This window comes from Corynebacterium qintianiae (genome assembly GCF_011038645.2).
Taxonomy (GTDB): domain Bacteria; phylum Actinomycetota; class Actinomycetes; order Mycobacteriales; family Mycobacteriaceae; genus Corynebacterium; species Corynebacterium qintianiae.
The window spans coordinates 164557-189470 of record NZ_CP064955.1 but is presented as its reverse complement, the minus strand read 5'-3'; the positions used below and the strand labels follow the sequence as shown (position 1 = coordinate 189470).

At 63.6% G+C, this 24914-nt stretch carries 21 protein-coding genes and 1 tRNA gene; 10 read left to right on the top strand and 12 right to left on the bottom strand.

All coding sequences use genetic code 11. The features are described from left to right. Positions 1 to 5: 5 nt before the first annotated feature. From G7Y29_RS00970 to G7Y29_RS00960, 3 genes are all read right to left on the bottom strand, one after another. Positions 6 to 3764, bottom strand: coding sequence for an ALF repeat-containing protein (locus G7Y29_RS00970; protein WP_165002818.1), 3759 nt, complete (start codon positions 3762 to 3764; stop codon positions 6 to 8). A gap of 8 nt (positions 3765 to 3772) precedes the next feature. After that, positions 3773 to 4675: an AbfB domain-containing protein gene (locus tag G7Y29_RS00965; protein WP_165002820.1), complete on the bottom strand. Its 903-nt coding sequence runs from the start codon at positions 4673 to 4675 to the stop codon at positions 3773 to 3775. An 81-nt stretch (positions 4676 to 4756) separates the two neighbouring features. Continuing rightward, a complete protein-coding gene (locus tag G7Y29_RS00960; RefSeq protein WP_249399768.1) occupies positions 4757 to 5881 on the bottom strand; it encodes an LGFP repeat-containing protein in 1125 nt (374 codons plus the stop codon). A gap of 344 nt (positions 5882 to 6225) precedes the next feature. On the opposite strand from G7Y29_RS00960, the gene G7Y29_RS00955 reads away from it, so the two are divergent. Together G7Y29_RS00955 and G7Y29_RS00950 are read left to right on the top strand one after the other, a co-directional pair. Beyond that, positions 6226 to 7548: a sugar nucleotide-binding protein gene (locus G7Y29_RS00955; protein ID WP_165002822.1), complete on the top strand. Its 1323-nt coding sequence runs from the start codon at positions 6226 to 6228 to the stop codon at positions 7546 to 7548. A gap of 85 nt (positions 7549 to 7633) precedes the next feature. Further along, a complete protein-coding gene (locus G7Y29_RS00950) occupies positions 7634 to 8182 on the top strand; it encodes a carboxymuconolactone decarboxylase family protein (RefSeq protein WP_249399767.1) in 549 nt (182 codons plus the stop codon). Positions 8183 to 8185: 3 nt separating this feature from the next. On the opposite strand, the gene G7Y29_RS00945 is transcribed toward G7Y29_RS00950, so the two are convergent. Beyond that, positions 8186 to 9061, bottom strand: a complete 876-nt coding sequence (locus G7Y29_RS00945; protein ID WP_165002824.1) for an SDR family oxidoreductase — start codon at positions 9059 to 9061, stop codon at positions 8186 to 8188. Positions 9062 to 9129: 68 nt separating this feature from the next. Here G7Y29_RS00945 and rfbA point away from each other — a divergent pair, with 68 nt between their 5' ends. The 4 genes from rfbA to G7Y29_RS00925 are packed head-to-tail and all read left to right on the top strand — an operon-like array spanning position 9130 to position 11885. Beyond that, positions 9130 to 9993, top strand: coding sequence for a glucose-1-phosphate thymidylyltransferase RfbA (gene rfbA, locus G7Y29_RS00940; protein WP_165002826.1), 864 nt, complete (start codon positions 9130 to 9132; stop codon positions 9991 to 9993). Positions 9994 to 10003: 10 nt separating this feature from the next. Continuing rightward, a complete protein-coding gene (locus G7Y29_RS00935) occupies positions 10004 to 10825 on the top strand; it encodes a glycosyltransferase (protein ID WP_165002828.1) in 822 nt (273 codons plus the stop codon). 17 nt (positions 10826 to 10842) lie between these two features. Then, positions 10843 to 11541, top strand: coding sequence for a glycosyltransferase family 2 protein (locus G7Y29_RS00930; protein ID WP_165002830.1), 699 nt, complete (start codon positions 10843 to 10845; stop codon positions 11539 to 11541). Next, complete coding sequence (locus tag G7Y29_RS00925) at positions 11538 to 11885, top strand: DUF2304 domain-containing protein (RefSeq protein WP_165002832.1); 348 nt, start codon at positions 11538 to 11540, stop codon at positions 11883 to 11885. The genes G7Y29_RS00930 and G7Y29_RS00925 overlap by 4 nt, the downstream gene beginning before the upstream one ends. Here G7Y29_RS00925 and G7Y29_RS00920 read toward each other — a convergent pair. The 3 genes from G7Y29_RS00920 to G7Y29_RS00910 are packed head-to-tail and all read right to left on the bottom strand — an operon-like array spanning position 11869 to position 14451. Next, on the bottom strand, positions 11869 to 12495 hold the full coding sequence (locus G7Y29_RS00920) for an MBL fold metallo-hydrolase (protein WP_165002834.1): 627 nt from the start codon (positions 12493 to 12495) through the stop codon (positions 11869 to 11871). The two genes, G7Y29_RS00925 and G7Y29_RS00920, sit on opposite strands and share 17 nt — an antisense overlap. Continuing rightward, complete coding sequence (locus G7Y29_RS00915) at positions 12492 to 13592, bottom strand: S-(hydroxymethyl)mycothiol dehydrogenase (RefSeq protein WP_165002835.1); 1101 nt, start codon at positions 13590 to 13592, stop codon at positions 12492 to 12494. The genes G7Y29_RS00920 and G7Y29_RS00915 overlap by 4 nt, the downstream gene beginning before the upstream one ends. 22 nt (positions 13593 to 13614) lie before the next feature. Beyond that, positions 13615 to 14451: a GDSL-type esterase/lipase family protein gene (locus G7Y29_RS00910; RefSeq protein ID WP_165002837.1), complete on the bottom strand. Its 837-nt coding sequence runs from the start codon at positions 14449 to 14451 to the stop codon at positions 13615 to 13617. A gap of 227 nt (positions 14452 to 14678) precedes the next feature. On the opposite strand from G7Y29_RS00910, the gene G7Y29_RS00905 reads away from it, so the two are divergent. Together G7Y29_RS00905 and G7Y29_RS00900 are read left to right on the top strand one after the other, a co-directional pair. Further along, positions 14679 to 16355, top strand: a complete 1677-nt coding sequence (locus G7Y29_RS00905; protein WP_165002839.1) for an AMP-binding protein — start codon at positions 14679 to 14681, stop codon at positions 16353 to 16355. Between the two features lie 90 nt (positions 16356 to 16445). Further along, on the top strand, positions 16446 to 16880 hold the full coding sequence (locus G7Y29_RS00900; RefSeq protein ID WP_235933523.1) for a DUF4442 domain-containing protein: 435 nt from the start codon (positions 16446 to 16448) through the stop codon (positions 16878 to 16880). Between the two features lie 26 nt (positions 16881 to 16906). On the opposite strand, the gene G7Y29_RS00895 is transcribed toward G7Y29_RS00900, so the two are convergent. Both G7Y29_RS00895 and arsB read right to left on the bottom strand, forming a co-directional pair. Beyond that, positions 16907 to 17335 (bottom strand): arsenate-mycothiol transferase ArsC, encoded by a 429-nt coding sequence (locus G7Y29_RS00895; RefSeq protein ID WP_165002843.1) that lies wholly within the window; start codon positions 17333 to 17335, stop codon positions 16907 to 16909. Continuing rightward, entirely contained in the window at positions 17332 to 18450 is a 1119-nt protein-coding gene (gene arsB / locus G7Y29_RS00890; protein WP_165002845.1) for an ACR3 family arsenite efflux transporter, read from the bottom strand. Before arsB ends, G7Y29_RS00895 begins: the two co-directional genes overlap by 4 nt. A gap of 80 nt (positions 18451 to 18530) precedes the next feature. On the opposite strand from arsB, the gene G7Y29_RS00885 reads away from it, so the two are divergent. Continuing rightward, entirely contained in the window at positions 18531 to 18878 is a 348-nt protein-coding gene (locus tag G7Y29_RS00885; protein ID WP_165002847.1) for an ArsR/SmtB family transcription factor, read from the top strand. A 154-nt stretch (positions 18879 to 19032) separates the two neighbouring features. Here the strand turns inward: G7Y29_RS00885 and G7Y29_RS00880 are convergent. After that, a tRNA-Thr gene (locus G7Y29_RS00880) sits at positions 19033 to 19108 on the bottom strand. Between the two features lie 74 nt (positions 19109 to 19182). After that, positions 19183 to 20388, bottom strand: coding sequence for a DNA polymerase III subunit delta' (locus tag G7Y29_RS00875; RefSeq protein ID WP_165002849.1), 1206 nt, complete (start codon positions 20386 to 20388; stop codon positions 19183 to 19185). Between the two features lie 57 nt (positions 20389 to 20445). On the opposite strand from G7Y29_RS00875, the gene G7Y29_RS00870 reads away from it, so the two are divergent. Then, positions 20446 to 21972 (top strand): adenylate/guanylate cyclase domain-containing protein, encoded by a 1527-nt coding sequence (locus tag G7Y29_RS00870; RefSeq protein WP_165002851.1) that lies wholly within the window; start codon positions 20446 to 20448, stop codon positions 21970 to 21972. Positions 21973 to 21984: 12 nt separating this feature from the next. On the opposite strand, the gene topA is transcribed toward G7Y29_RS00870, so the two are convergent. Next, the gene (topA, locus tag G7Y29_RS00865; protein ID WP_196820159.1) at positions 21985 to 24897 is read right to left on the bottom strand and encodes a type I DNA topoisomerase; all 2913 of its coding nucleotides are present in this window, start codon (positions 24895 to 24897) and stop codon (positions 21985 to 21987) included. Positions 24898 to 24914 lie beyond the last annotated feature (17 nt).

The window sequence follows — 24914 nt, the reverse complement described above, 5'->3', positions numbered from 1 at the left end:
AGCTCCTAGACCGGTCTATTCGTGTTAACACGCGGGGAAGGTGACTTAGTGATGAAACCTTGTTCTAACGCATATTTGATGGTTTCATCAAGAGCTTCATCGTAGCGTCCCCCAAAATCCGGGCGCGTTAAGAAATCATATTCCATTTGGAAGATCTGATTGGTATCTCCCTTTCGGAACAATTCCGTTTGTAGATCGCGGTAGTCTTGGGCCTCTTTAGAGCTTCCCCAGCTCTCCGTAAGGCGGTGATCGGCCGGCGTCATTTGAATAGCTGGCGCATTGCTGGGATTGAGTCCTCGGCTTCCCAACGTGTTTGCGATATCGCGATTACTCCTAATCACTTCGTTTGCAATTAGGTGATGCCGCTGTAGCTGGATACCTGAGACATGGGTGGCATTTAATCGGTAGTAGCTACTGCCACGGAATGGTTGGTCAGCTATCGACTTGACAATGCATCGGTTGCTGACGAACTGGAATAAATGAGTATGGGGGCCAACATGCGTGAACCGGGCGGGGCGATAAGTGATATCCGTGGAGTACAGCACTGGGTTTACGCCGCACGCTGGTAGGTTGTGGATTTCGTCGAGTTGGCGGTCTTTGAGGGCTTTTCGGGAGTGTAGTGCGTCGACGATTTCGTCTGATTTGGAGATGAGTCGGCGCACGATGGGGGCTGCTTTGGCGATTTTTCCTGCTGGAATCACTCCGACCAATGTCCATAGGCACCCGGAGATTTGCCCCTTGAAGCAGTTTTCCAGGTCGGTGATTCCGACAAGGTCGAGGAGAAGGTTGAGGGCTGCCGGCCCGATGCGTTCTTTGATGATGTCGAGAAGCGCGGCTGGTTTTTCCGGGTCGGCCCCGTCTGCTGCCTGTGCATCCAGACCGGCTTGAAGCTCGGCTTGCTCGGCGAGTTCTTTTTCCACCGCGATGCGGAATGCGTCGTCTGCTGCTTGGGCGGCAAGTGCCGCGTCTTGTCCTGCGGCTGCGGCGGAGGCGCGGGCGGATATGGCGGAGTCAGCTGCCGCGTTGGCTGAGGCGCGGGCGTCGATCGCGTAGCTGGTGGCCTGGTCGGCGTTCGCGGTTGCTTCGGAGGCGTCGGCTTCCGCGGAGGCGGCGGCTTGATGTGCTCTTGCCTGCTGTTGCTTGGCGAAGTCGAGTGACTGTTGGGCGGAGGCGGCGAATTCCTGGGCTCGTTGGGAGGCCTGTTGGGCGAATCCGGCGTATTCGGCTGCGGCATCAGCGTATTGACGTGCTTTTTGGGCTGATCCCCGGGAGTATTCGTAGGCTGCCTGCGCATTGGAGGCAAGTTCTCCGGCAAGGTTTGCTATGTTTCGTCCCGCCGCCAGCATCGAATCGATGTGGTCGTTGTGCGCTTCCCGGTTCGCATCGAGGCTGGCGCGGCGGTACTGCTCGATGGTGATGAACTCGTCGAGGGTCTTCCGGTCCCCGATAATGGCGGCTTCAGCGGCGGCTTTGACCTCCGGGCCACCAGTTTCCACCAGGTGATACGCCTGTTGGAGCTGGTCGCTGTAGCGGGCCTTGTCGTACCCGCCGCCGTTGACGAAATCGTTGAGGGCGTCATATCCGCCGTCGCGCAGCGCGGCGTCGGCTGCTGCCTGGGTGTTGTCCCCCTGGGTCTCGCGCAGCTTCCAAGTTGTGTCGATGAGATCGGGAAGACGCAGGGTTTTGACTTCGTCGTTGATGAACCAGTCGATGACTTCCGGTGCCGCGTTGGCATACACGCCGGATTCGAAGCGCACGTCCTCGTTGGGGTCGGTTGCCCACCATTGCCGGAGAAGCGCTTGGTTATCCAGGTCGACAGCTGTGGGATATCCACTGGTGGCGAAGACGCGGAAATCATCATCCGTTCCGCCTGTCAGAGCGGTTTTCGCCGCACCGACCACAGCGGGTGTGCCGACCTGGGCAGCCGCGACAGTGGCTTTCTTGATGGCGTCTACGTCCAAGGAGCTGTTCGGCGCGCCACTGCCCTCCAGCGGGGCGAGGTCTTTTTCAAGCTCCTCACGGCGGCGTTTCTCATCGGCGGCAACCTGATCGGCTGCGTCCTGGACGGTGCGCGCGTCTTCCGCCTGGGTGCGGAGGAACTCCTTTTCGGCCTGGTGGCGCTGATTATCAATCTTGACGGCAAGTTCATGGGCCGACTCCGCCAAGTCGATGGCGCCGTTGGCGGCTTCGGCCGCACGCTGTGCTTCTGCGGCGTATTCGCCCGCATTACGGGAGTGGGCGGCGGAGTTTTCCGCTTCCTGGGCGGCGCGGTCGGCAGCTTCTGCAGACCTTTCCGCGTGTTCGGCGGCTTCTATTGCCGCTTGCCTGGCTTGTTCGACAAGTCCTTCGATTTCGTGGACGAGCCGGTCGACTTCGTTTGCCGCCGCACGTGCGCGTGCGGCGGCGGCACGTGCACGTGCGGCGCCTTCACGGGCTTCGGCGGCGGCTGCTTCGCTGACTCCTGCCGCGTTGGCGGCATCAGCGGCAGCAGATGCGGCGGCGTCGGCGTTCGCGGCGGCGGAGCTGGCCGCCTGACCGGCGGCGCGGGCATGGCCTGCTGATTGGGAAGCGTATACGTGTGCTTCGGCGGAGTCGCGGGCTCGCGCTGCCGCATCGCGGGCTTGTTCTGCTGCGATGCGGGCACCTCGGGCCGCGGAGGCATCTCCTGCGGCGTTGGCGGCCGCGGTTTGGGCCGCGCTTGCGGCGGCGCGGGCACGGCCTGCTGCCGATGCTGCGCGGGAGAGTGCGTCGGCGGTTTGCTGCAGAGCGATACGTGCCTCCTGGGAGGCTGCTACTGCCTGGTCTGCGACGTGGGCGGATTGTTGCGCAAGATCGGCGGCGGCCGAGGCGGCATTGCCTGCCCTGGTTTGGGCGGCGTCGGCGGCGAAAGCTTCATCGCGTGAGATTTCGGCGGCTCGCCTGGCGCTTTCAGCGGCCCGGGCCGCCTGATCTGCCTGCTGCCAGGCCAGTTTATTGGCGGTGCTCGCCGCGGATGCTTCGTTGATGGCCGTCTCGACGAGTTGGGAGATCTCCATCTTCTCGGAGTCCTGCGATGCGGCCACGAATTGCCCGTAGCGCAGGAATTCTTCGATGGCGGTGTCGGTTCCCACCTGGATGGCCTCCGACGCCCCAGCTGCGACGCTGGGAAGCGGGGAGTTGGTCAGTTCATACACTTCGCGCCGACGGTCATGTGCGCGTGCTGTCTCGGCCCCGGTGGCAGCGAACTCGGAGAAGGCGTCTGGGTTGTTTTGCTGCAGGACTTCATCGGCGGCACTTTTCGAGGTGGACCCGTCAGGTGCTTGTGCTGCCTCCCACGCGCTGGCGCGGTCATCCTGGGCCTGGGCGTTTTGCCAGCCGGAGTCGATGAACTCCGACATGGCGGCCGAGTCGTTGGAGTCGAGGAGGGCGGCGACTTCTTTTTGGACCGTCGGCCCGCTGACCGCGGAGATGGTGGTCAGGATGTGGCGCAAGTCCTGTTTTTGGGCCTCGACCCTGCCTGTGTCGACGTAATCGGAGAATTCCTTCTGCGACCCTGTCAGTGCGGCTGCGGCCGCATCCCGCGATGACACCAGGTTTGTGTCGAGCATTCCGACGGCAAATACCCGGGCATCCACCGCATTGAGGCGCTCATCTGTCATCCGCTGGTGATCGGTTTGGGCGATAGCGTCGGCGTTGGAGAGTGAGAGGCACATCGCGATTGATGTGACAGCGGCGATGACGCGCATAGTGGCGCGGCATAACCTCTGGTAACGGGTGGATGCCATGGGGTGTCCTACTTTCCGGGCAGTGCGAGTGCTTGGTCGCTAAACCACACAGTGTCGATGCTGCGTGTGGTGCTGGTGGTGACTTTTCCACCGGTTGCGGCGGCAAGGAGGCGGGTTTGGTTTGAGGCGTTAGCCAGATGCACCCCGGTGGGTGTCGTTGTTGCCTCGCTGGCACACCAGGTCGCAGATTTTGGGGCGGGGTTGGTTGCTGTTTGCACCGCTCCTGTGGTGCTCATTGTCAGAAAGACTCCCGGGTAGGCGGCGGACTCTAAGGAGACGCATTGTGTGCCGTCGAGAGCAGGAACAACAGCAAAGGAAGCATCCAGTCGGTCGTTGAACCCACTATTGCGATCCAGTGCGCTTAACACCACTCCTGCCCAGCTGATGCGCAGCACACGCCCGGGGTTGAGTTGCCCTGCGCTGCGCAGGGTGATGACGTTGGATTTATCGGCTGCCGGTGTCAACGTGGCGGTGGATGTGCCGGTGGAGGTTGCCACGGGGGTGACTTGCAGCTCGACGATGGTTGACCCACGGCGGTCAACGTCAACACTCTTAACCTGTCCAGGTTGGATGATCTGTTGGAAGTAAACGGCGCCGTCGGGCAGTTTGAAAGCCACGGCAACGGGGACGGTGAGGTTGTTGACCACGCCGTAGGAGCCGGTGATGTTGACCGCGACCCACCCCGTGGGTGTTGTGAGCCCAAAGCAGGCGGACATGCCTTGCACGGATGACGAGTCGACGCGGATTTGTTGCGGTTGCGTCCCGCAGGCTTGCTGGGTTAACCCACCGTCACCGGCGATGGTCTCCACGGTGGTTTGTGCAACTGCCGGGGCGCTCAACGCGGCGGTGGTCATAACAGCTGCTGTTACGGCGACAACAGTACGCGCCAGGCGGGGCAGGAGAGTGTGCATGATGGCGGGTGTCTTTCGTCTCGGCGGGTAAAAGGGGTGGGCGGTCGGAACCGGAGGGGTGAGATGGTTGTGTGTGCGGGGTTAGGGGGTCAGCGGGACGTAGGTGGTGGTGGATTTATCCAGCGTGGTGCGCAGTGTGCTTGCGAATGGCCCCCAGATTTGCGTGCCGATGTGCTCGGAGCTAAACGGTCCTTGCACCTGGGTGGTCTGGGTGGGTCCGGAGGATTCGACGATCAGGCGGATCCAGGTTTTATTCGACCCGGTGTAGCGGGTCTTAACGTCGGCGGTGTCGAAGACGAGGTTCTTCTCATCCGCCGGTGGGGCGGTGACCTCATCGAAGCGGATGGTCAGCAGGCGGCCAGCGCCCTCGGGGTGGTCGGCGGCTGTTTTTAAGGTGAAGCCGGTATCCGAGATACGGTCGACGGTGACTTTTCCGCTGCGCCCCCCGACACCGGTGAGAGTGCTTACCGCACCAGGGGTGATTTCTTTCGGGCACCCGGTCAACGGGAAGTACTTATCCATGTTCTGAATCAGTTCGCGGTGTGCGCCCGCGGCATGCCAGCGAGGAAGGTCTTCTTTCGCGAAAAGGGGGTAGACCTGCCGATAGCTGGAGTAGGCCTTGTTGTCGAACTTTTCCAGGGCTACACCGGTGGGTTCGAATGCTTGGATGGCACCACCGATGAAGTTTTGTTTTATCCCGCCGCCGGCGGTGTAGGCATCCGACGACGGGAACCCGAAGGAGCTTTTCTCCCAGCCGGCTTTGGCCCAAAAGTCACGAATCTTCCCGCTGACGGTGCGCACCCCACCTGCAGGCGAGTAGTAGATCGACCCGCCTTCGAAATGGTTGTACTTGCCCTTCCCGTCCGGGGTGGTGCGCTCATCAGTGGTGGGATAGCCCAACGGGCCGGTCTCCCATCCTTGCGCCGCCCACTTATCCCGGATCCCGGCCCAGATTTGGTGCGCGTCAGTGTTCGGCGACCAGTAAACCGACCCGCCCTGGAAGTGGTTGAACCGGCCCACACCGTCCGGGGTTTGCAACTCATCGGTTACGGGGTAGCCCAGGGCAGCGTTTTCCCACCCGAGATCACCCCATTTGTCACGGATGCGACCGCCCACCTGGTGGGCGGTGCCGCCATCGACGTTCGGGTGCCAGTAGATGGAGGCGTCGCGTTGGAACACCTGGAAACGGCCGTTCCACGCAGCCACACTTTCAGGCGTGGTGGCATCCCCGGCACGCCCCGGACCTGCGCACCGGGCTGGAGCGAACCATCGCGTGGTACTCCGAGCACGAGGATTGGTGGCGGGGCGTGAAGGGGGACGTCGAGAAGCGGTATGCGCAAAACGGACAATAGGACCATTGTCGGGTTCATTGTCTTGCTCATTGGCATCGCGATCACAATTAGCACCGTGTGGTGGCCGAGGTGGCGGCACGAATCGCGGGAGGTCTGGTGCCTCGACCGCCTTGATGCAGCCGCTGAGTGGTCCTGCGGTGAGTACTTTGGGCAGCAATCCGGTGGCCCCGCCCGCTACTGGTCCTACACTTGACACCCATGACCCCCACCCCCATCGACGGCCTGGAGATCCACCCGCTCACCCTCCACGCGGACAACCGCGGCTGGTTCAAGGAAAACTGGTCCGGCCAGCGTCTGCGCCCGGTACAAAACAACATCTCCTTCAACGCCCGGCGCGGCGCTACCCGCGGCATGCACGCCGAGCCCTGGGACAAGTGGGTCTCGGTAGCCACCGGGCGCGTCTTTGCCGCCTGGGTGGACCTGCGCGAGGGCTCTGCGACTTTCGGGGAGAAGTTCGGAATCGAGATTGGCCCCGACACCGCGGTGTTCGTCCCGCGCGGGGTGGCCAACGGCTTCCAGGCGCTTGAGGACGCCACAACCTACACCTACCTGGTCAACGCCCGCTACAACCCGAACGGCGCGTACGCCTACTGCTCCTACGGTGAAATCGACTGGCCGCTCGAGCCCACCGAGCTCTCCGAGGCGGACCAAAAGCACCCACCGCTTGCCGACGCCCGCACCGTGCCGCCGCGGAAAATCCTTGTCACCGGCGCGAACGGGCAGCTCGGCCGGGCCTTGCGCAAGGTCTACTCGGAGCGCGAGGCGGAATTCTGCACCCGGGCCGAGTTCGACATCACCGCCCCTCCTGCGCGGGATTGGAACGAGTACCACGCCATCATCAACTGCGCCGCCTACAACGACGTCAACGGTGCCGAGCAGGATCGCGCGGGCGCGTGGGCCGTTAACGCCGAGGCGTTGGCGGTGTTGGCGCGCATTGCTAACGAGCACTCTCTAACCCTGGTGCATGTCTCCAGTGACTACATCTTCGACGGCTCGGTGGCGGTTCACAGTGAAGAGGAATTGCCGTCACCCTTAAGCGCCTACGGTGCATCCAAGGCGGCGGGCGAGACGGCCGCGCAGGTCGCGCACAAGCACTACGTCATCCGCACGTCCTGGGTGTTCGGCGACGGCGCGAACTTCATGGACACCATGGCCCGGCTGGCGGCCAAGGGCATATCCCCCAGCGTCGTCTCCGACCAGCGCGGCCGCCCCACCTACGCCGAGGACTTGGCCAAGGGCATTGCCCACCTTCTGGCCACGGGCGCCGAATACGGGATTTACAACATCACCTCCGACGGCGACGCGGTAGGGCGCGATGAGATTGCCATGAGCGTGTTCATCGGCATGGGTGCTGACCCGTCAGATGTCACGCCCGTGACCACCGCGCAATACGCCGAGCTCAACGGGCCCGAGGCGCCGCGGCCGGCCGAGTCGACGCTGTCCTTGGACAAAATCAAGACAGCCGGGTTCGCCCCGCGGAACTGGCGCGCGGCGCTGGCAATTTATCTCGCGCTCCGCTGAGACGGCGCAGTAACACAGTGGCACGGCTCTGCCGCTGCAGAGTTCCTGCGGTTTTTGGGCGCGCGACAGCTCAACTTGTTTTACCGTGAAAACTATAGAATACCACTCCGCCCGTCCGGGCCCCGGCCGCGGCCGGGACATTGCCATGCTGGCGCGCATAGCCAACCACATCGGGGGCCGCGTGCAAGGCACAAAGACGCTCAATCTCTTCGGCGCCATCGGCCGGGCGCGCCGCAACTTCCTGCCGTGGCTGCTCTATTCGGGTTCCCTCATGCCGTTCGGGATGCTGCCGCGCAAGGAGTCGGAGCTGGTCATTCTGCGCGTGGCCACGCTGCGCGACGCGGATTACGAGCTCGAGCACCACAAAGTGATGGGCAAGCGCTTCGGACTCACCGATGCGGACATCGCCGCCGTGCAGGAACCCGTGCACGGCTTCACCGGGCGCACGGGTGCTGTTCTCGACGCCGTCGATGACCTGGTCCACCACCGCCAGATCACAGACGGGGTATGGACGAGCCTGAACTCTCACCTAAACGACGGCGAGATCACCGCGCTGCTTTTGCTCGTGACCAATTACGACGGGTTGGCCACGATCATGGACGTGCTCGACGTCCCACTCGACGAACCCCGCTAGCGCTTAGAGCATCGCGTCTTTCGCCACCCAGCGAAACGCCCTGTTAATCCCGCCCATCGCCCCGCGGTAGAGCGATGGGGCGTTGACCTGGGCCCAGCGGGCCAGGGCAATGTCCCCGCCTGTGGTGATCAGGTACTTGTTCTTGCGCACGCCTTTCAGGATGATTTCCGCGCACCTGGCGGGCGGGATGGCGTGGCCCTGAAACAGCTCGCGGGCCTTGCGCACGCGCGGGTTGGCCTGGTCGACACCGTCGATGTCGATGGTGTGCACCAACCCGGTGTCCACCGCCCCCGGCGCGACGGCGTGGACCTTGATGCCGTAGGGGGCGAGGTCGAAGCGCAGCACCTCACACATCGCCAACACACCGCCCTTCGACGCCGAGTACGCCGCGTGCCATGGCAGCCCGATGATCCCGGCTGAGCTGGAGACGCACACGAGACGCCGCGGGCCCACCTTCCGGCGCTGCGCTTTCGGCACGGGCCCGGCCTGCATCATCGCGGGGACAAACGCGCGGACCATGTGGACGGTGCCCATCAGGTTTATCTCGATCAAACTGCGCCACTTCTCCAACGGCATGGTGTCCACGCGGCCCCAGATCGAGATTCCGCCGACGTGGTGGACGGTGTGGGCCGCGCCATAGGCTTCCGCCAGCCGGTACGCCCACGCGTCAACGGCGTCCGGGTCGGAAACGTCGACCACGGTGGCGTCGACAAGCTCCGCTCCCCGCGCCTCTACTTCGCGCGCTGTGGCCTCGAGCCCCGCGGTGTTAATGTCGCTGACGGCGAGCCGCCACCCCACGTCGGCGAGCTGGAGGGCGACCTCGCGCCCGATGCCGGACGCGGCGCCTGTCACGACGGCATAATGTCTCGTTCCCTGCATCTTTGGCCCTTTCGCGAACTTTTGTTTCCCCCACCTTATTAAAGAGGGCCCGTCTAAGGTGGGTTTTCATGAAAGGCATCATCCTCGCGGGCGGGTCGGGCACGCGCCTCTACCCGATCACCAAGGGCATCTCGAAGCAGCTCATGCCGATCTACGACAAGCCGATGATCTACTACCCGCTGAGCACGCTCATCAGCGCGGGTGTCCGCGAGATCCTCGTCATCACCACCCCCGAGGACGCGGACGCTTTTCGACGCCTGCTCGGCACCGGCTCAGACTGGGGCGTGATGATCGACTACGCCGTGCAGCCGAAACCCGAGGGCCTGGCCCAGGCGTTCATCATCGGCGAGGACTTCATCGGCGGTGACTCCGTCGCGCTCGTGCTCGGTGACAACATTTTCGAGGGCGCGGGTCTGACCGAGATTCTGGGTGAAATCCGCGACGTCGAGGGCGGGGCGATCTTCGCCTACGAGGTCTCCGACCCCCAGCGCTACGGCGTCGTCGCCTTCGACGAGCACGGCACCGCGACGTCTATCGAGGAGAAACCTGCGGAGCCGAAGTCGCCCTACGCGGTGGTTGGGCTGTACTTCTACGACAACGACGTGGTTGACATCGCCAAAACAATCTCGCCCAGCGAGCGCGGCGAGCTCGAGATCACCTCCGTCAACGAGGAGTACCTGCGCCGCGGGGCACTTAGGGTGCACCGCCTGCACCGCGGCGACGTGTGGTTGGACACCGGCACCATCGACTCCATGAGCGAGGCCAGCGCGTACGTCGAGGTCATTCAGAAACGCACCGGCACCGTCATCGGTTCTCCCGAGGTCGCCGCCTACCGGGAGGGCCTCATCTCGTCGGCCGAGCTCGCCTCGCTTGGCAAGGCCGCTCTGAAGTCGGGCTACGGGCAATACCTCATCGAGGCCGCGCGGGACTAGAATCACACACGTGAAAACGGTTTCCGCACTCATGTCCGCTTACCGGAACACTCCAGCTGTCGAGGTCCGTGAGGCCCTTGATTCACTCGCCCGGCAGACCCGCCCGGTCGATGAGATCGTGGTGGTTTACGACGGACCCGTCTCGCCAGAGGTCTCCCAATGCGTTGAAGGTTTTGCGGCGGATTACCCCGTGCGCGTGGTTGAGATCGCCAAGAACGGAGGCCTCGGACCGGCCCTCCAAGCCGGTCTGGAAACCATCACCAGCAAGTACGTGATGCGGCTCGATACTGATGACATCGCTCACCCCACCAGGGTGAGCAAACAGCTCGATTTCATGACCTCCCACACGGAGATCGCGGCGCTGGGAACCGCCGTGCGCGAGTTCGCTGATTCCGCCGCGGACTTGGATGCAGGCGCGATTCGGGCTCTGCCGGAAACACACGAAGATATTGCGAAGTACGCGCTGATTAACTCCCCGCTCAACCACCCATCGGTGATGCTGCGCACCGCTGATATCAAAGAGGTCGGCGGTTACAAAGGCGTCCACTTCATGGAGGATTACGACCTGTGGGCGCGGTTGCTCGCAGGAGGGAAGAAACTGCACAACCTGCCTGAGCCGCTGACCTACTTCCGGGTCAGCCCGGCGCAGTTTGCACGCCGCACAGGGCCGGAGATGTTCGCCGCGGAGCGCGAGATGCAGTCACGGCTGGTGTCCTACGGGCTGATCGGACCGTGGCGGGCGCGGTTTAACTTGGTTGCGCGCACCGCGTACCGTCTTCTCCCCCACTCGTTGCTGACCCGCGTGTACGCACAACTTTTCCACCGCAGCTAGGTAACGTGGGCCCCGATATGAACAATACCCAGGACTTCGCGGATACCTGGCTGGTCATCCCCTGTTACAACGAGGGGCAGGTCATCCAGGACGTCATCGAGCATGCGCGGGAAACGTTTCCCAACGTCGTCGCAGTCAACGACGGCTCGAAGGACAACTCTGCCGCCGCCATCCGTGCCGCGGGTGCGCACCTGGTCAACCACCCGGTGAACCTGGGCCAGGGCGCCGCCATTCAGACGGGCGTGGAGTACGCCCGTTCGCAGCCCGGTGCGCGCTACTTCGTCACCTTCGACGCGGACGGCCAGCACCAGGTCAAGGACGTTGTCAAAATGGTGGCGCGGCTGCGCGAGGAGCCCATCGACATCGTGGTCGGCACCCGCTTCGCCGGCCAGGAGAACACCCAGGTTCCCTGGATTAAGCGCGTCGTGCTCAAGACGGTGGTCATGCTCTCCCCCCGCACCCGCCGCCTCGGCCTTTCGGACGCGCACAACGGGCTGCGCGCCTTCAACAAGAAGGTCGCCGACGAGATGAACATCCGCATGAACGGCATGTCCCACGCCTCAGAGATTGTCTCCATGATTGACAACCAGGGGTGGCGGGTTGCCGAAGAGCCCGTGGACATCCTTTACACCGAGTACTCGATGAGCAAGGGGCAGTCCCTGATCAACGGCGTGAACATCCTCGCCGACGGAATTGTTGCCCGGAGGCTGCCGTGATTCAAATTCTGCTCCTCGTCGCCGCGCTCGCGCTGGCCTTCTACTTTTTCACCAACCGCAAGAAGGCCAACGCGAAGGCGTGGGTGAAGATCGGTTTCGTCGGCCTCATTGCCGCCGCGGTGTGGGCGATTCTGCGCCCCGATGACGTCACTGTCCTCGCCAACTGGCTCGGCGTGGACCGCGGCACCGACCTCATGCTCTATGTGCTCGTCGTTGCGTTTTTCTTTACGACGATCTCCACGTGGACCCGCTTCCGCGAACAGGAGCTGCGCTACGCCCGCCTCGCCCGGGCGGTGGCGCTGCAGAACGCCGTCCGCCCCGACGAGGCTAGTGGCCGCGCTTGATCCACTCCTCTAGGTGCGGGGCTTCGTCACCGATCGTGGTGTGGTCTCCGTGCCCGGTGCGCACAAGAGTCTCCGCCGGTAGGTCGAGCACGCGCTTCTGCAGCGAATCGATGATCGTCTCGAACGACGAGTAAGAACGTCCCGTCGCTCCCGGACCCCCCTGGAAAAGCGTGTCCCCGGAGAACAGCTCGCCGGCTTCCTCCGCATAGAGCACCACTGACCCGGGGGAATGCCCCGGCGTGGACAGCACCTTCAGATCCGTGCCCGCCACGCGGAAGACCTGCGCGTCTTCCATCTCGACGAACTTCTCGGTCGGGTTGGCGTCGTACCAGAGCATGTCGTCTCCCGGGTGCAGGTGCACTGGGGCGTCGACAAGTTTGCTCAACAGGGGGGCGGCGTCGACGTGGTCGTTGTGGCCGTGGGTCGCGATGATGCCTTTGACCGTGCGGTTACCGACGGCCTGTGCAATCGCCTCGGCATCGTGGGCAGCGTCAATGATGTAAACCTCGCTGTCGTCGCCGACGATCCAAACGTTATTATCCACGTCCCACTCACCGCCGTCGAGGCGGAACACTCCCGAGGTGACAACGTTTTCGACTCTGAATGTCACGAGAACTCCACCACGCTTCTGAGCACGTCGCCGCGCTTCATTTTGTCAAAGGCCTGCTCGATATCGCTTACACCGATCCGCTCCGAAACGAACTCACCGAGGGGGAAGCGCCCCTGCATGTGCAGGTCCACATACGCGGGAAAGTCCCGCTCCGGGAGGCAATCACCGTACCAGGCGGGCTTGATCGACCCGCCGCGGCCGTACATGTCGATGGCGGGGATGTCGATGTGGTCCGTCATGTTGGGGACACCGACCATTACCATGCGGCCGGCGAGATCACGGGAGTAGAACGCCTGGCGCCAGGTTGGCTGGATTCCCACCGCATCGACGGTAACGTCTGTACCGAAACCGCCGGTCAGGGCGCGGACCGCGTCGATCACTTCATCCTCGCTCATTCCCTTCGAGCAGATTGCGTGCGTTGCACCGAAACGCTCCTCAGCAGCGTCGCATTTGCGCTGGTCCAAGTCGACGGCGACAATCGTCGTCGCCCCCGCCAACGCTGCTCCGGCGACCGCTGCGAGGCCCACGCCGCCGAGGCCGAAGACGGCAACTGATTCCCCGCGCTGCACCGCACCCGTGTTCACCGCCGCGCCCAGACCCGCCATGATGCCGCAGCCGAGCAACCCGGCCGCCGCCGGATCCTCCTCGGGGTTGACCTTGGTGCATTGCTTCTCGTGCACGAGCGTCTTTTCGGCGAATGACCCGATTCCGAGGGCGGGCGTGAGCTCGGTGCCGTCGACAAGCGTCATGGGCTTGGAGGCGTTATGGGTGTTGAAGCAATTCTTCACGTCGCCTTTGCGGCAGGCGCGGCACTCGCCGCACACGGCGCGCCAGTTGAGAACGACGAAGTCACCGACTCCGACGTGGGTCACAGCGTCGCCGACGGAATCAACCACGCCTGCGGTCTCGTGCCCGAGCAGGAAGGGGAACTCATCGGCGATGTCACCGTCGCGGTAGGCGAGATCCGTGTGGCACACGCCCGTCGCCTGGACCTTGACCACCACATCGTGCGGGCCCGGCTCGGGGATGACGATGTCGACCACTTCGACACCGCTGCCCTTCTCGCGGGCGATGACTCCTGTGACGTGTTCACTCATGCCCCCGAGCCTAGCGTGGAAGTTACGATGCCGCGATGACGTCGGACACGTGATCGTGGCCGCGCTGGTTCACGTGGATGGGGAGATTGCCGGGGCCACCGTAGAAGTCGACCAGGCCGGCCCACATGCGCTGATTGTCCGGGGAGCACATGTTGTTGTCCCACGTCGAGGGCTTGAGGTCGAGGAACTCAGTACCGGTGGCGCGCGCCGCGTCCACCTGCATCCACTGGGCCTGGTTCTCCCAACGCTCCACCTGTGCAAAAGGAGTCCAGTCGGAGGAATTCGGGGCGATGTGGAATAGGCAGACGCGGTCTCCCGCGGTGATCTTCGGGTACCCGACGAATTGGATCCGCGCGTTCGGGGCGGCGGCGCGAATGCGGTTGATTTGCGGGATCATGTAATTCACAAAATCGCGGCGCACGTCGGCGTCGGGGCGGCCGTCGTTGTTGTAGGTGTCGTTGAAGCCGGTCGAAATGATGACGCGCGCGGTGTTGGCGTTGAGTCCGCCGTCGTTAAGCGCGCGATCGATTTGGGTGTAGAGCTGCGGCCCCTGGGAGATGGTTGTCGTACCCGTGCAGGAGTAGTCCCACGGGGAAAGGCCCAGCTTGGCGGCGGCCTGCCGGCCCCAGCTGGTCGGGCTCTGAGGGCACCACTTGTCCACGCCGGAGGAACCACGCGGGTCCAGGCCGAGCTTGCCATTGAGCCACTGGGGCGCATTCGGGTCCGCGATGACGGAGTCGCCGAAGATGACCAGGTTGCGCTCCTGCGCACCGGCCTGCGGCGCCTGAGCTACGGCTACGGCAGCGAGCGCCGCGGCGCATGTCGCCGCGATGCGGTGGCGGAGGGATCGAGCGGTCATGACAGGCTCCTCTTGTCGTTTACGGGGCGGGGCGCTTAATAGATTAATAACGGAAAGCGGGGGAATTGTTACTTAGCGTGTCCAAATTTCAGGGGACAGAATAGCAACATCTGTAACTTCGGCAACAGGAGGCACTCTCCTATATCGTATGCTCGAAATGATTTCGCCCGCGAAACCGATAGAGTGTGGAGTCGCTCCCGCACGATCACAAATGGAAAGTAGTACCCATGCCGCCACTGAACCCCCTGCAGCGCGCCGCCTTTACCGCCACCTCTCTCGGCCGCTTCGTCAGGTCCGCGAATAGAGCAGGCCTCCTCGGCACGGAGGGAAAATTGAAGGCCACACTTTTGACTTTGCCGACATTGGCACGCTACCGGTTCACCACCGCCAGAGAGCTCGAGCAGGGGTCGAACGTGTGCCCAGAACGCAACGCGCTTATCGACGACGACGGTGTCCTCACCTACCGCCAGCTGCGCAACCAGACCCGCACGGTGGCGCGGTGGTTGCTCGCACAAAAAGAAGAGCGAGGTCTGGATGCGCTGCGTATCGGCGTCATGGCCCGTAACGGCCGTGGCATCATAATCCCGATGGGGGCGAAGGGTTACGCAGGCGGTGAACTCTTCCTGCTCAACGTCGGATCCTCCCCGGAGCAGCTCGCCGGAATCTTCGAGGAGAATAACGTCAACGTGCTATTCATTGACGACGAATTCGCTGACCGCATCCCCCACGAATCCGACATCATGCAGCAGGTGCAGGTGATCTGGGCCCACACGAGCACCGCCCACGGGACCTACGACTCCATAGATAACATTGTCGCAGCCGGTGATGAAGACCTCCCCCGTCTCCCCGCCTTTCCCGAGCACGGCAACATCGTTTTAATGTCCTCCGGCACCTCCGGTATCCCGAAGGGAATTCTGCGCCCCGAGCCCGTTCTTCCTTTCGTTGTCGCGGGGTACCTCGACGCCGTTCCCTGGCGTTCTGGCATGGCGGTGCAGATCACGGCTTCAATGTTCCACACCTGGGGCTGGTCGGCGGTCAACGTCTCGCTCGGCGCTCGAAACACCATCGTCACCCAGCGAGTGTTCAACCCCGAGAATGTCTTTCGTCAGATCGACCACTATCGCTGTGACGGGCTGCTATCGTCCCCCATTTTCTTCAAGCAGATGCTCGACCTCCCCGGCAATGAGCGATGGGACACGTCGCGCCTGAAGTTCATCGCCTCGGCCGGCAATGCTCTCACCCCGGTCATCGTTGAGCGCATGACTGAGCGGTTCGGTCCGATCCTTGCCAACTACTACGGTTCCACGGAGCTCGCCCTGGCCGCGTGCGCGGAGCCCCAGCTCATCGCCGCCGACCCGACCGTTGCGGGCCGAGTCCCTCCGGGCACGATCCTGCGCATTTACGACGATAACGATCAGGAAGTTTCCACAGGCCAGGTGGGGCGCATCTTCCTCAACAACGAGACGGCGCTCAAGGGGTACTCGAACCCCGAAACTCCCATCGTGACCATCGACGGTCTCGTGGAGATGGGCGACCTCGGATACTTCGACGCCGACGGGTACCTCCACGTGCTCAGCCGAAACGACGACATGATCATCGTCGGTGGAGAGAACGTTCACCCCCAGTCCGTCACCCAGACCCTCGAACGCATGCCCGGCATCGACGACGTCCATTCCGGCGGTGTCGACGACGAGAACACGTTCCAGCGTATTGCGGTGTGGGTGGTGCGAACCCTCGACGACGTCGGCCAGAAGCTCACCGCCGAGCACGTCCGCGAGTGGGTTCGCGACAACCTCGCAGACCACTCGATCCCCCGCGACGTCAACTTCGTCGACGAGCTGCCCCGCAACGCGACTGGCAAGGTGGTGCCTCGCCTGCTCCCGCCGTCGCAACGCGGAGAATAGAACTGGCGCGTAGCGCTACACTAGGCAAAACCCCGACCCGCCCAGCGAGGAGAGCACATGCACTGGTCCGCGAAAACACTGCGCCGCTTCATGAATTTTTGGCCCCCGTTCCTCGGAGCGGGAATCCGCGTCAAGGAGTTCGCGGACGACGGCTCCCGTGTCGTGGTTGCGCACAAGCTGAACAAGCTCAACCAGAACGCCGTGGGCACCGCGTTCGGCGGAACCATCATGGCTATGACCGACCCGTTCTTCATGCTCGCCTCCATGGCCCGGCTGGGCAAGGAATACAGCGTGTGGGATGTCGCGGGCGAGGTCAGGTTCCTCAAACCCGGCAAGGGAACGATCACCGCGGTCATGGAGATCCCAGACGAGACGTTCGAGCTGATCAAGGAGAGAACTGCCGACGGCTCGAAGTACCTGCACTGGTTCGACACCGAAGTCACTAACGAGGCCGGTGAAGCGGTGGCCCGAGTCCGCCGCCAGGTGTACTACCGGCGGCGCAGATCAGCCACGGATAAGGAGTGAGTGTGCGCGTCCTTTCAGTCAAGAGGTTAGGGGGCCCGGCGGCCTAGTATCTCTTCGACGAGCTGTCGCACGCGGGCATCGATGTCATCGCGGATTAAGCGCATCCGTTCCATACCTTCGATGCCGCGTTCCGACGGCTCATCCGTCACCCAGCGCTGAAGCGTACCGCGGGCGTCGGCAGGCAACTCCAACTCAGCGTCGGCGCCGATGATGATGGTGCGGTCGACCCGCCGCAGAAGTTCTGGATCAACGCTCTTCGGAATTCCTTGAGACATGTCTGCGCCGACCTCGGCGATGGCCTCAACGGACTGAGCGTTGAGCGTGGTACCCGGTTTCGTACCGGCGGAATGTACCCGCAGGCGGTCACCGGCCTGCTTGGCGGCGAGCGCAGCAGCCATCTGCGATTTACCGCCGTTGCCGACGCAGACGAAAAGGACGGAGGGGTTGGCTGTCATGAGAAGATGGTTTCTTTCGGCGTGGTGGAAGTAGCAAAAGGGGTTCGGTTCGGGGGCACAGTGGGATCACCCGGGAAGAGCCTAGGGCCAACCCATAGAATGATATAGACGAGCCCGACCAATACGGGAATTTCGATGAGTGGGCCGATGGTACCCGCAAGAGCCTGCGCGGAGGCCGTGCCGAATGTGCCGATAGCCACCGCGATGGCGAGCTCGAAATTGTTGCCCGCTGCGGTAAATGACACTGACGCGGACTGGGCATAACCCATCCCGGACGCTTTCGAAGCCAACAGGGCAAACGTAAACATGCCTATGAAATAGGCGAGCAGCGGGATTGCCGCGCGTGCCACGGTCCACGGCTGGGAAGTGATGTGCTCTCCCTGCAGCGAGAACAGCAAAACGATGGTGTAAAGGAGCCCGAGCTGGGCCAGTGGCGAGATCGCGGGTAGAAACTTCTTCTCATACCAACTGCGCCCTATGGTCCTCTCGCCGATCACTCGAGACAAGATTCCGGCCAGCAGCGGAATACCCAAGAAAACGAGCACGGAGCTAACGATTGAAGCGAAGGAGAATTCCGCGGAAGTCGTTTCTAGCCCTAACCAGGAAGGAAGAACCTGGAGGTAGAACCAACCTAGAACGCCGAACATCAGAACCTGAAACACCGAGTTAATTGCTACTAGCACCACTGTTGCTTCACGGTCACCGCACGCCAGATCGGACCACACAAGCACCATTGCGATACAACGAGCCAACCCCACGATGATCAAGCCCGTGCGCAGTTCCGGCTCATCGGGCAGGAAAATCCAGGCCAAAGCAAACATGAAAGCCGGGCCGACAACCCAGTTGAGCAGTAGCGAGACAAGCATCAATCGCTTGTCCGTCGTGATCGCTCGAACCTTCTCGTAGCGGACCTTCGCCAGAGGAGGATACATCATCACGAAAAGCCCCAGCGCGATGGGCAATGAGATTCCACCGACCTCAAAGGCGCCAAGGGCGCTACCGAGACCGGGGACAACGTGCCCGAGAATCAACCCGGTAATCATGGCCAGAACGATCCAGAGCGGAAGGAGCGTGTCGAGGATGGACATGTGGGCGGGTCTGACCGGTGGAGCCATCGAGCACCTTTCGAAGTATTGATGTTTATCGATGTCAAAATACTTCCGATATTGATGTTCGTCAATATATGCTGAACAGCATGGCCTCCTCCCAGCTTCAGCCCCTCCCCAACCTCACTGAGTGCTGCTCGTTGAGCACGGGTCCGCTCACTGATGCGGAGGCCACCCGCTACGCCACCCTCTTCAAGGTACTTGCAGATCCAGTTAGGCTGCAGATCCTGTCGCAGTTAGCGAAGAGCGGCTGCGGTCCAATCAGCGTCAGCGAGCTCACCGAACTCGTCAGATTGAGCCAGCCAACCGTTTCCTACCATCTGAAAAAGTTGACCGAAGCCGGCCTTCTTCAGAAACACCGCGCTGGCCGAACGGTAACCCACAGCATCCGCCCCGAGCTCTTCGCGGAGCTACGCACCGTCCTGTGGATGGGGTGAGGGCGCACACGTCTCGCAGCTGGGACAGCTAGCGGAATGTGGATGGCACCGACAGCTACGGGGCAGTTATCATCGACGGGCGTCAATCGAGGCCCGCAGCCGCCCACCACCATGTGAGGGCCGCAGTTTAAGCCTCGGCGCTAAACGCTGAGCATGGAGCCGCCTGCGAGAATCGAACTCGCGACCTTCTCATTACGAGTGAGATGCTCTACCGACTGAGCTAAGGCGGCCGGTCGCACGCGCATGACGGGCGGACCGATAAAATAGCTTAACCTAGGACGTGGCGTGCGAGAAAACCCGCAGGTTATTTAACGTTGCAGGCTTGGCGGATGCGGCCGAGCATGCCGTTGAAGGCGATGACCGGGGTGACGTTCTGGTCGAGGCCTTCGCGGCATTTCGCGATGGCGTCCTGGCACGCGACGAGGCCCTCGCGCGAGACGCGTTGCGCGATCTCCGCGGACAAGCCCTCGAAGTCCGGGTGCGTCAGGCCCACCCGCGCGTCGCTCTGCACGACGAGCGCGTCGCGGTACACGCCAGCGAGGTCCACCAGCACGAGGTCGAGTACATCGCGGGTGCGACGCGTGCCGCGGGCCTTCTGCTGCGTCTCCAGCTTCTTCACGCTGGAGGCCGCGCCCCGCAAGGCCTTCACCGCCCCCTTACCCTTCGCTCCCACGCCGAGCGCCTGCTCCAGCTTCTCACGCTCCAGAGCGTCGGCCTCCTCGTGTGAGGCCACCGCCTCATTCTCAGCGGCCTTGATCAGCGCACCGACGGCCTTGAACGCCTCGTCACCGTGGAAGACCATCTCCGCCAGGTTGATCACCTGGGCCCGGTGCACCTGCGCACCCTTCTCTTTCACAAGTCGGCGAGCCCGACCGATGTGGTGCAGCGACGCGGCCGCGGCCAGACGAGCGACGTCCTCGCTCGCCCCTTCCTCTTGGGTCAGAATCCGCACGATCTCGCTTTCCGACGGTGCCGGGATGTACACGTGGCGGCAGCGCGAGCGCAGCGTGGGAGAGAAGTCTTCCGGGTCCGTCGACGGCGCGGACAGGATGATCACGGTTGAGGCAGGGGGCTCTTCGACGGTTTTGAGGAAGGCGTCGGCCGCGGCCGTCGAAAAGCGGTCCGCCTCGTCGATGATGATGACCCGCCACGCGCCCACGGTCGGCAGGCGCGAAGCCTGGTGAATGATGCCGCGGACCGTCTCGACCGAGATGGACAACTCCTCCGGCACGATGCGGACGACGTCGGTGTGGGAACCGGAGAAGACACCGCGGCAGTTCACGCAGCGCCCGCAGCCGATCTCGTGCGGGTCCGTGCACACCAGGGCCGCGGCAAACGCCACGGCCGTGTTGGAGCGCCCGGCGCCGGGAGGGCCGGTGAAGAGCCACGCATGCGCCATGGCGTACGTGTCCACGCCCTCCCCGCCGCGCGCCGCCTCGGCCGCCCGCAGGATCGTCTCGCGCACACGCGGAATGTCCGCGAGGCGCTCCGTCACGCTAGCCCCAGTCACGCACGCAACACTACTAGCTGCCCCGCGAGCACCGCCATCCCATTAAGGTAGTTCGTCGTGGGTAGAATTTGGCGCGGTTTCAAGTGGCTGTGGGGCACATCGTGGCCCCTCTACGCCGCGACCGTGCTGGGCACCAACGTCTTCGGCGCCATCGCCATCATGACGTTCATTCGCTACTTCATCCCGATGGCGGAGGTTGAACAGCTCTCCGTCACCGGCGGCGGCCTCGGTGTGCTCGGGGTGAGTTATTTCGCCTTCGCAGTCGTCGTCGGCATCGTGGTCACCTTCTTCCTATTCAGGCCCGTGCTCGAGTGGCAGCGCGAACCCGAGCGCCACGACCCGAACATGGTGCGCAACCTCGTGATGCGTATCCCCACGCTGCAGACCGCGATCGTGGTTGCCGTGTGGCTGATCGGCATCGCGATCGCCACCATCGCAACCTCGCGTGTCGACGCCCGCCTGACCCTCGTCGTCGTGGTCTCCACCCTCATGGCCTGCCTGGTGGTGGCGCTTTTGACGTACGTTCAGGCCGCCCGCCTAGTGCGCCCCATCGCCGCCTCCGCTCTGGCGCGGCGTTTCGAGGACTCGACGCTCGAGCCGCCGATCAAGACCCGCTTGTACATGACCTGGTTCACCACCACCGCCCTCCCGCTTGTCGGCGTTCTGCTGCTCGTGTGGGCGCAGCGCAGCGGCTTCTTCACCGACGCCCCCGGCGAGCTCATGCCCGCCGTTGCGGCGCTGTGTCTGACTGCCTTAGTGACGGGAAGCCTGGGAACGATCTTCGCCATCATGGGCGTGGTCGACCCGATCAAGGAGCTGCAGGAGGCGGTCAACAAAGTCCGCCGCGGCGAGTCAAACACTCAGGTGGACATCTATGACGGCTCAGAGATCGGTGTTCTTCAGGCCGGTTTCAACGAGATGATGCGCGGCCTGACCGAGCGCCAGCGGGTGCGCGACATCTTCGGCCGCTACGTGGGCACCGAGGTTGCGCAGCGCGCGTTGGAGGAGAAGCCCGAGCTGGGTGGGGAGGACCGCAAGGTGGCAGTCGTCTTCGTCGACGTCATCGGCTCTACGACCTTCGCTGTCAACCACTCCCCCGAGGAGGTTGTCACCGCGCTCAACGAGTTCTTCGAGATCGTGGTTGGTGTCGTCCACCGCAATAAGGGCGTGATCAACAAGTTCCAGGGTGACGCCGCGCTCGCGGTTTTTGGGGCCCCCACGGCGCTTCACGACGCCACCTCCCACGCACTCCAAGCCGCCCGCGAACTGCGCCAGGAGCTGCGTGGGCTCAAACTGCAGGCCGGGGTCGGTGTCGCATCCGGCCACGTCGTCGCCGGCCATATTGGCGGTTCGGACCGGTTCGAGTACACCGTGATCGGCGACGCCGTCAACGCGGCGGCCCGCCTCACCGACCTAGCCAAGGACACCCCGGGCCGCGTGCTCACTAACGCCGCGACACTTCGGGCCGCCAACGAAGTGGAGCAGCAGCGCTGGACGCTGATGAAGTCGATCGAGCTGCGCGGCCGCAAAAAGATGACGCAGCTTGCGCGTCCTGTCCGCTCCACCCTGGCGGACAGGTACTAGCTACTTCTCTATCTACTTCTTCGTGCGGCTGCCAGCTTTGACCACGCGCTTGGTGGTTTTCGCCGGTTTTTTCACCGGTTTTTTCGCTGCCTTTTTGCTCGTCTTCTTGCTGGCCTTCTTGGCCGCCCGCTTCTTAGTGGCCTTCTTCGCAGGCGCGCCGCCGTCCTCCGCCTCGCGGGCGCGGCGGGCGGACAGCAGCTCGTTGGCGCGCTCGTCCGTGAGCGTCTCCGGGGTGTCACCGCGCTGGAGCGACGCGTTGGTGTCCCCGTCCGTGACGTACGGGCCGAAACGGCCGTCCTTGACCGTCATCGGCTTGCCGGACACGTCATTGTCGCCCAGCATCTTCAGCGGCGGCTTAGCGGCCGCGCGGCCGCGGCGCTTCGGCTCGGCGTAGATCCGGCGGGCCTCCTCGAGGGTGACCGAGAAAATTTGTTCCTCGCTGGCCAACGAACGGGAATCGGAACCCTTCTTCAGGTACGGGCCGTAACGGCCGTTCTGGGCAGTGATCACCTCGTTGTCGGCCGGGTCAACGCCCACCTCGCGGGGCAGGCTGAGCAGCTTCAAGGCGTCCTCCAGGGTAACCTCGGCCGGCTCCATGGACTCGAACAACGAGGCGGTCGCGGGCTTGAGCTGCTCATCGACCAGCTCCGCGATGCGCTTTTCCTTCTGGGCAGCAGCAGTCTTTGTCTCCCAGTTCTTGGCCCGCTTACCTTCCTCGGCCCGCTGCGCATCCTCCTGGGCGCGCTCGGCCGCCACGACCTCCTCGGCTTTCGCCTCGGCGCTGGCACGCTCGTCGTCACGCACGAGCTCGGTGACGTACGGGCCGTAGCGGCCCTCCTTGGCCACCACCACGCGGCCGTTGGCGGGGTTTTCCCCCAGCTCGCGACCGGACTGCGGGGTAGCGAAGAGCTTTTCCGCCATCTCGAGGGTGATCTCGTCCGGGGTAGCCGACTCAGGCAGGTTGGCGCGCTGGTACTCCGGCTCACCGTCGGCGGTCGTACCGACGGCGCGCTCAATGTACGGTCCATAGCGGCCGACGCGGACGTTGACGGGACGGCCCTCGTTGTCGTCGAAAAGCTTGAGCGAATTGACCTGGCGAGCGTCGATGGATTCAAGATTGCTCTCGATGATGTTCTTCAAGCCGCCGCGACGCGCGATGGCGTCGGCCATGTTGTCATCCGCCTCAGCATCACCGAAGTAAAAACCGGTCAGCCACTGGGTACGGTTCTCGTTCCCGTGGGCGATCTCGTCGAGCTCATCCTCCATCGAGGAGGTGAAATCGTAGTCCACCAGGGCGTCGAAGTTGTTCTCCATCAACCCGATCACGGAGAACGCGACCCACGTGGGCACAAGCGCGTTGCCGCGGGTGACCACGTAACCGCGGTCCTGAATCGTCTTGATAATGGAGGCGTACGTCGACGGGCGGCCGATGCCGAGCTCCTCCATCTTCTTGACCAGGCTCGACTCGTTGTACCGCGCTGGCGGGTTCGTCGAATGGCCGTCGGCTGTGATTTTCGTCGCCGCGAGAGTGTCGCCCTTGCTCAGCTGCGGCAAGTGCGTCTCGGAATCCTGGGAGTCCGAATACGCGCGCAGCCAGCCCGGGAAGGTGATCGTGCGGCCGGTGGCGGCGAACTCGACCTTCTCGCCGCCCGACGCGGAACCAGCGACGGTGACCTTCATGGACGTCCCGCGGGCGTCCTCCATCTGGGAGGCGACGGTGCGCTGCCAGATCAGCTCGTAGAGCTTGAACTCCTCGGCGTCCAGGGAGGACGCGAGCTGGCCGGGCGTCGCAAAGCGCTCGCCCGCCGGGCGGATCGCCTCGTGCGCTTCCTGCGAGTTTTTGGCCTTGCGCGCGTAGGTGCGGGGAGAGGATGTGACGTAGTTCGAACCGTAAAGCTCGGTCGCCGCTGAACGTGCGGCGTCGAGTCCCTGGGCAGACAGCGCGACGGAGTCCGTACGCATGTACGTGATGTGGCCGTTCTCGTACAACCGCTGCGCGATGCGCATCGTGCGCGCGGAGGTGAAGTGGAGCTTGCGGCCCGCCTCCTGCTGCAGCGTCGATGTCATGAACGGCGGGTAGGGCCGGCGGGAATACGGCTTCTCCTCCACGTTCGCGACCGTCATGTCGCGGCCCTTCAGTCCCTCGGCCAGCGCCTCCGCGGCGGGCTGGTCCACCACGTAGACCCCGTCCGACTTCAGGCGGCCGCGGTCGTCGAAGTCGCGGCCTTGCGCGACGCGGCGCTCATCCACCGAGACCAGCTTCGCGTCGAACTCGCTATCGCCGTTGAGCGTGGCCGTCAGATCCCAGTACTCCGCGGAAATGAACGCCATGCGTTCGCGCTCGCGCTCCACGATCACACGCGTGGCCACCGACTGCACGCGGCCGGCCGACAGGCGCGGCATGACCTTCTTCCACAACACCGGGCTGACCTCGTAACCGTAAAGGCGGTCGAGGATGCGGCGGGTCTCCTGCGCGTCGACCAGGTGGTGGTCGAGCTCGCGGGTGTTCTCGGCGGCATCGAGGATGGCGGACTCGGTAATCTCGTTGAACACCATGCGCTCCACCGGCACCTTGGGCTTCAGCGTCTCCAGCAGGTGCCACGCGATGGCCTCGCCCTCGCGGTCCGGGTCTGTCGCGAGCAGGAGCTTGTCCGACTGCTTCAGCTTGGCCTTGAGGTCCGCCACCTTCTTCTTCTTGTCGGGGCTGACGACGTAAATGGCCTCGAACCCCGCCTCGGGGTTCACACCCAGCTTGGCCCACGGCTCCTTCTTGTACTTCTCCGGGATGTCGGCCGCGCGGCCGGGGAGATCGCGGATGTGCCCGACGGAGGCCTCGACAATGTAGTCGCCCCCCAGGTATTTCTGGATCTTCTTGGCCTTCGTCGCCGACTCGACGATGACGAGGGTCTTGCCGTTTTCCGCCACGCTGGGTGACACCTCAC

Excerpts from the sequence above, each read along its gene's own strand:
- G7Y29_RS00970 (WP_165002818.1), bottom strand. The coding sequence starts at position 3,764 with ATGGCATCCACCCGTTACCAGAGGTTATGCCGCGCCACTATGCGCGTC.
- G7Y29_RS00965 (WP_165002820.1), bottom strand. The coding sequence starts at position 4,675 with ATGCACACTCTCCTGCCCCGCCTGGCGCGTACTGTTGTCGCCGTAACA.
- G7Y29_RS00955 (WP_165002822.1), top strand. The coding sequence starts at position 6,226 with ATGACCCCCACCCCCATCGACGGCCTGGAGATCCACCCGCTCACCCTC.
- G7Y29_RS00945 (WP_165002824.1), bottom strand. The coding sequence starts at position 9,061 with ATGCAGGGAACGAGACATTATGCCGTCGTGACAGGCGCCGCGTCCGGC.
- rfbA (WP_165002826.1), top strand. The coding sequence starts at position 9,130 with ATGAAAGGCATCATCCTCGCGGGCGGGTCGGGCACGCGCCTCTACCCG.
- G7Y29_RS00930 (WP_165002830.1), top strand. The coding sequence starts at position 10,843 with ATGAACAATACCCAGGACTTCGCGGATACCTGGCTGGTCATCCCCTGT.
- G7Y29_RS00915 (WP_165002835.1), bottom strand. The coding sequence starts at position 13,592 with ATGAGTGAACACGTCACAGGAGTCATCGCCCGCGAGAAGGGCAGCGGT.
- G7Y29_RS00910 (WP_165002837.1), bottom strand. The coding sequence starts at position 14,451 with ATGACCGCTCGATCCCTCCGCCACCGCATCGCGGCGACATGCGCCGCG.
- G7Y29_RS00905 (WP_165002839.1), top strand. The coding sequence starts at position 14,679 with ATGCCGCCACTGAACCCCCTGCAGCGCGCCGCCTTTACCGCCACCTCT.
- G7Y29_RS00900 (WP_235933523.1), top strand. The coding sequence starts at position 16,446 with ATGAATTTTTGGCCCCCGTTCCTCGGAGCGGGAATCCGCGTCAAGGAG.
- G7Y29_RS00895 (WP_165002843.1), bottom strand. The coding sequence starts at position 17,335 with ATGACAGCCAACCCCTCCGTCCTTTTCGTCTGCGTCGGCAACGGCGGT.
- arsB (WP_165002845.1), bottom strand. The coding sequence starts at position 18,450 with ATGGCTCCACCGGTCAGACCCGCCCACATGTCCATCCTCGACACGCTC.
- G7Y29_RS00885 (WP_165002847.1), top strand. The coding sequence starts at position 18,531 with ATGGCCTCCTCCCAGCTTCAGCCCCTCCCCAACCTCACTGAGTGCTGC.